Genomic DNA, 6,227 nt, shown 5'->3' with positions numbered 1-6,227 from the left:
TGGCCAAGGAGCCGGACGCGCGCTATCAAAGCATCGAATCGCTGGCCGCCGATCTGACCTGGTGCCTGCGTCAATGGCAGAAAAAAGGCCAGATCGAAGCGTTCCGCCTCGGTGCTTTCGATGCTCGCGCAACGGCCACGCGCGGCGATGTGCTGTTTGGTCGTGATGACGAACGTCAGCAGCTGCTTGAACAGATCCAGCGCGTGCGCAGCGACGGCATCGCTCGCGTGCTGCTGGTTGCCGGCGCACCGGGAGCGGGGAAGTCGACGCTGATCCAGCAAGTCCTGCGTAGCCAGGCGCCCGGTTATTGGGCCAGCGGCAAGATCGAACTGCTGAACAATGACCGGCCCTTCGCGCCGCTGGCGCAGATTTTTCAGTCTCTGATCAGCCAAGTGTTGACCAAGCCCACGCTGGCCTTGCAGGCCTTGGCCGAGCAACTGCGCGAAACCCTCAAGGGCCGTGGCCGCTTGCTGCTGGACCTGGCGCCGGAAGCCGAACTGCTGATCGGCGCCACCGCCGAACTGCCGAACATGCCGGCGCGCCACGCCCTGGATCGAGTCAATCGGGCGCTGCTCGATGTGCTCGAAGTCTTTGCGCAACCGGGGCATCCGCTGCTGCTGTTTATCGACGACTTGCAGTGGGCTGACGACTCGACGCAGGCGTTTCTCAAAGCCTTTATCGCCCGACCGACGCGGCATCTGCTGCTGGTTCTGGCGTATCGCGAGGGCGAGTTGACGGAGCATCCGGGCGGCTGGCTCGATGAGATGCGCAGAGCACCCGCGCTGCCAGTCAGTGACCTTCGACTAGGGCCGCTGTCGGTGCAGGCCGTTGCGCAACTGATGGCGGTCGAACTCGATGCTGACGTCGACAACCTCGAGGCGCTGGCCCGCGTCGTGCACTTCAAAACCGCCGGCAATCCGTTGTTCGTCAGCCAGGTCGCGCGCGCTCTGGTGGACGAGCGTCTGCTGCGTTTCGACGCGACGACGCGGCGCTGGGTGTGGAGTCAGGCCGAAGTGAACGGCTATCGCTACGCCGACAACGTGGCCGAATTGATGGTGCAACGCTTGCTGCGTCTGCCGGCCAGTGCCCGTGAAGTGTTGCGCACCGCGGGTTATGTCGGTGGCCGCTGTGACGAAACGCTGTTGGGCGATTTGCTGGGGGACGATCCGGCGCAATTGCTGCGTGACGTGGATTATCTGGTCAGCGCCGGATTTCTTCTGCGCGAGCCGGGCCAACTGGTGTTTCCCCACGATCGGGTGTTGGAAGCCGCCGCTGCGCTGACCGCACCGGCCGGGCGTTCGGCTGAGCATGCGCGCATCGCGGCCGCCATGCTCGATCAATGCGGCGAGCAGCGGCAGGCGCGGGTCTTCGACATCGCCAGTCAGATTCAGCGCAGCGCCGGCAATGCGCTGCAAGCGCCTCGACGCGCTGAGTTCATCCAGTTACTGCTCGAAGCTGCCGAGCGCGCCCGCGATAGCGCCGCTGTCGAGCAGGCCGTGGATTATCTGCGCAGCGCCGAGGTATTACTCGGCGACAACGGCTGGACGCAGCTCTACCCGCAAGCCTTCGCGGCGCGCTGGCTGGCAGCCGACTGCGCGATGTTGCTGGCGGATCTGCCCGGCGCGCAACAGCGTCTTGACGATTGCCTGGAACACGCTGCCACCGTGCTGGACCGGGCGAAAACCTACCGCCTGCGCGCCAGCCTGCGCACCTTGCATTCCGATTACCACGGCGCGATCGGCGAAGCTCTGGCCGGTCTTGCGTTGCTCGACATCGACCTGCAGCGACAACCCTCGAAGGCGCAACTGGGCGAAGCGTTCGAACGGGTTCGGCAATTGGTCGGTGCGCGACGGATCGCTGAGTTGACGGCGTTGCCCAAAGCCAACGAGCCGCGAATCGAAGTGGCCATGGAGCTGTTGAGCACGCTGATCGCCTCGTTCTTCGTACAGGACGACATTGCTTTTCTGCACTTGGCGAAGATGGTCGAACTGACTTTGCTCCATGGCACCACGCCGAGCAGCGGCTACGGTTTTGCCTGGTACGGCGTGATGATCGCCGACCGTTATGGCGAATATCTGGACGGTGTTGCTTTCGCCGAACTGGCGCTCGATCTGACTGATCTGCACGGCTATGAGGCGGGGCGCACCGGCACGCTGGTGGCGCTGGATCAGGTCAGCGCGTGGACCCGGCCGATGGCTTACGCGCGGCAGAAGGCTTTCGCCGCGTTTGAGTGCGGTCAGGCCGGCGGCGATCTGGGCATGTCGTGTTACGCCTGCAACCATATCGGCTCCGATCTGCTGTTCATGGGCGAGCCGCTGCCAAACGTGTTGAACGAGCTGGACGTCGGCCTGAGTTGGGTGCGGCAGTTTCACTACATCGACATCGAGCGCATTCTGCTGGCGCAACAGGCGTTTGCCAGCGATTTGCGCAATGGGCCTGAGCCTCGTTCGATCGCAATGCTGGATGCTTTGGAACATGACCGCTTCGGCCCGCTGCATCGCGACCGCGTTTCACAGCCGACGCTGTTGTGGATGTGGTTGTATTCGGGCATGTCGGCGTTGTATTTCGGCGAAGTGCGTTACGCGTTGCGCCGTTTCGAAGACGCCGAGGCGTTGGCCTGGTCGCTGCCGGCGCACATTGATCTGGCGCATTACTACCTGTTCTACAGCTTGGCACTGGCCAGTCCCGAGGCGCCGGGCTCTGTTGCCGAAAAACTGCAGAAACTGGAGCAGCAACGGCAGCGTTTTCTGCCATGGGTCGAGCTCAATCCTTCGACCTTCAGCAACAAACTGCTGCTGATCGAAGGCGCGATGGCCCGCGTGCGCGGCGAAGGGCTGGCCGCCATTCGCTGCTTCGACCAAGCGCAAATCGCGGCGGCCGCTGCCGGGTTTATCCATGAGCAAGCACTGGCACATGAACAACTGGCCGAGGTCTGCCTGGCCAACGGCCTGGTCTCCGGCACGCATCATCACCTGCGTGTTGCGCGCGACTGCTATGTGCTGTGGGGCGCTGAAGCCAAGGCGCGCCAGCTCGAAGCGCAGTATCCGTTTCTCGCCCACGAGCATTCCCTGGAAGCGGGAACGCCGGTGACGCGGGTGCGCCTTGACCTGGAAGTCGGCATTGAAGCGGCACGCGCGGTCTCGCAAGAGGTGTTGCTTGATCGGCTGGTGGAGACCTTGATGAATCACTTGATGATTCAGGCGGGTGCCGATCGCGGCGCGCTGCTGTTGGTCGCCGAGGGTGAGTTGCAATTGGCCGCTGCCGCGCATGTCGAGGCGGGCAACGTGCGGGTCAGTCAGGACGACGATCGCTCGCTGGAGCAGATCGCGCCGGTTTCAGTACTCAATTCGACCATGCGCACGCGCACGCCGCTGGTGCTTGACGATGCCCGCGCCGACTGCCCGCAAGCCTACAGCGCTGATCTGCAGCAACGGCAGACGCGCTCGCTGATGTGCCTGCCGTTGCTCAAGCAGGGCGCGCTGATCGGTCTGGTGTATCTGGAAAACAGCCTGGTACCGAAGCTGTTCAGCGCCGAACGCCTGACCATGCTGGAAATTCTCGCCTCGCAGGCAGCGGTGTCGCTGCAGACCGCGCGGCTCTACGCGCAACTGGTCGAAGACAACCGCTTGCGCGCGCAGATGGAAGCCGACTTGCGCAGCTCGCGGGCGGAACTGGCGCGCAACTCGCACCTGAAAATGATGGGCGAACTGTCGGCCTCGATCGCCCACGAAATCAGCCAGCCGCTGCTGGGCATTTCATCGAACGCCTCGGCCAGTCTGCGCTGGCTCAAGCGCGACACGCCTGATCTCGACGAGGCTATTCAGGGACTGGAAGACATCCGCTCCGACAGCGCCCGTGCCACCGAGATCGTCCAGGCCTTGCGCGCCCTGGCCAGGCAGGCGCCGTTGCAACGGTTACCGGTGTCGATTGACGCGTTGATCGGCGAGGTCGTGCAACTGACGGCCAGCGATGTGCACAATCGCGGGGTGAGCTTGCACACGCAACTCAACGCTGCTGACCCGGTGCTGGGGGATCGGGTGCAGATCCAGCAGGTGATCTACAACCTGATCGTCAACGCGCTGGAAGCGATGGCTGGGCAGGGCGTGACTGACGGGCGCCTGGTGATTGAGTCGACGCTGTCCGATGGGCAGGTCTGCGTGGCTTTTCAAGACAACGGGCCGGGGATCGCCGAGCATCAGCGTGAAGAAATTTTCGATGCGTTCTTCACCACCAAGGGCAGCGGCATGGGCATGGGCCTGGCGATTTGCCGAACGGTGATAGGCGCCCATGGCGGGACGTTGCGCGTGGAAGACAGCGAAGAGGGCGCGCGGATCTGCTTCAAACTGCCACTGGCGCCGGACGCCAGGATCAAAAGCCCCTCACCCTAACCCTCTCCCGGAGGGAGAGGGGACTGACCGGGGTGTTTGGGGGAGATACGCCGACGTGAAAGTCCGAGTTGAACTCAGGATTGGAAAAGCACACAAATCGGCTCCCTCTCCTCGGGGAGAGGGCTGGGGTGAGGGGTGAATTCACCGCGACTCCAATGCCGAACGGCGGTGCACCGTTCAAAAAAAAGCCGCGAAAAATCGCGGCCAAAAGGGAGGAGTGAACAAAACCCTTTGAAATCCGACTCAGGGCCGCAGTTCCGTCAAGCGCTGGCCCATCGTCGAATTCAGCAACCCATCGCTGAGCCGCCAGACATCCGCATCCACCAGCGCCACCCGCGCTCCGCACATCAGTTGGCGCCAGACCTTCGGCGGCATGCCCACCATGCGCCCGAACGTGCGCGTGAAGTGCGAGTGATCGGAAAATCCGCATTCATAAACAATCTCGGTAATCGCCATCGAGGTCAGCAACAGCCCTTTGGCCTTGTCGATCTTCATCTTCAGCATCCATTCCTGGGGCGAGCAGCCGGTGACGATCTTGAACGCCCGGGAAAAGTGGCTGCGTGACAGATTGCAATGTTCGGCAATCTCGCTGACGCGCAGGCTGCGGCTCAGATCGTGCAGCATGTAGGCCTTGGCGCGGCGTTCCTGCCAGCCGGACAGTGCGCCCAGTGGGCGAGCCAGGTGGCAGGAAGGGTCTGACTTCACCGATTGCGGGTTCATGGCGGCTCTCCTGATCGATGGGCAAAGTCTGGCCGCAGGCTTTATTTAAAGTCCTTAAACAAACCTTAAAAGTTATGAAGCCCAAGCCTCAGGCGTGAAACGGATAATCGACGTAACCACGCTGATCGCCGCCGAAGAAACTGCTCGGATCCGGCGCGTTCAGTTCAAGCCCGTCGTGCAGCCGACGCGGCAGGTCCGGGTTGGCCAAAAATGGCCGGCCAAAGGCGATGATGTCGGCGCGATCGGCGTTGAGCGCCTGTTCGGCGGACTCGGCGTCGTAACCGCCAGCGAGGATCAGCACGCCGTTCCAGGTCTGGCGCAACTGGGCGATGATCGCGTCCCAGCGCGGGTCGAAGTTTTCGTCCTTGACCGTGCCGACCATGGCCGGCTCGACCAGATGCAGGTAGGCCAGATTCCACTGGTTGAGCGCCTCGACCAGATAACCGAAGGTCGCTTCAGGCGTGTCATCGCCCATGCCCATGAAGCGGCCCATTGGCGTCAGCCGCACGCCAACGCGCTCGGCACCGACTTCATCAGCCACGGCAGCGACCACTTCGAGCAGAAACCGCGCACGGTTTTCCACACTGCCGCCATAGGCGTCATCACGCTGGTTGCTGTTGCTGTTGAGAAACTGGTCGAGCAGATAACCGTTGCCGGCATGGATCTCCACGCCGTCCATGCCAGCGTTCAACGCGTTGCGCGCAGCGCGGCGATAGTCTTCGACCATGTCGGCGATTTCCGCTGTTTCGAGGGCGCGCGGCACCGGCACATCGCCCCATACGCCGTTGCCTTGTTCATCGACGATAAAAGTCTTGCCCGGCACAGGCAGGGCGCTCGGCGCCACCGGCAAACCGGCGTCCGGCTGGAAGCTGGGATGCGAGACCCGGCCGACGTGCCACAGCTGCATGAAGATCAGACCGTTGGCCGCGTGCACCGCCGTGCTGACTTCGCGCCAGGCCTGCACTTGCGCATCGGTGTAGATCCCCGGCGTCCACGCATAGCCCTGGCCTTGCTGAGAAATCTGCGTGGCCTCGGTGATGATCAGCGCGGCACTGGCGCGTTGGCGGTAGTACTCGGCGTTCATTGCGGTCGGCACGTCGCCCGGCTGGCCAGCGCGCG

The 6,227-nt window shown here is 63.2% G+C and carries 3 protein-coding genes; 1 reads left to right on the top strand and 2 read right to left on the bottom strand.

Annotated features, from left to right (window positions below):
- A partial coding sequence (locus tag OQK_RS24775) for a trifunctional serine/threonine-protein kinase/ATP-binding protein/sensor histidine kinase (RefSeq protein WP_038861716.1) occupies window positions 1-4,388 on the top strand: 4,388 nt, incomplete at its 5' end.
- A 243-nt stretch (window positions 4,389-4,631) separates the two neighbouring features.
- Here the strand turns inward: OQK_RS24775 and OQK_RS24770 are convergent.
- Together OQK_RS24770 and OQK_RS24765 are read right to left on the bottom strand one after the other, a co-directional pair.
- Window positions 4,632-5,108: a helix-turn-helix domain-containing protein gene (locus OQK_RS24770; protein WP_016774798.1), complete on the bottom strand. Its 477-nt coding sequence runs from the start codon at window positions 5,106-5,108 to the stop codon at window positions 4,632-4,634.
- Window positions 5,109-5,196: 88 nt separating this feature from the next.
- Window positions 5,197-6,227: alkene reductase (locus OQK_RS24765; RefSeq protein WP_016774797.1), on the bottom strand; the 1,031-nt coding region annotated here is incomplete at its 5' end.

This window comes from Pseudomonas sp. R62, from assembly GCF_000257605.1.
GTDB lineage: Bacteria > Pseudomonadota > Gammaproteobacteria > Pseudomonadales > Pseudomonadaceae > Aquipseudomonas > Aquipseudomonas atacamensis.
Note: the sequence above shows the minus strand (reverse complement) of the source record. Positions and strands in the feature narration are given on the sequence as shown.

Bases quoted from the DNA above. Each gene is read 5' to 3' on its own strand.
- OQK_RS24770 (WP_016774798.1), bottom strand. From the start codon at position 5,108: ATGAACCCGCAATCGGTGAAGTCAGACCCTTCCTGCCACCTGGCTCGC.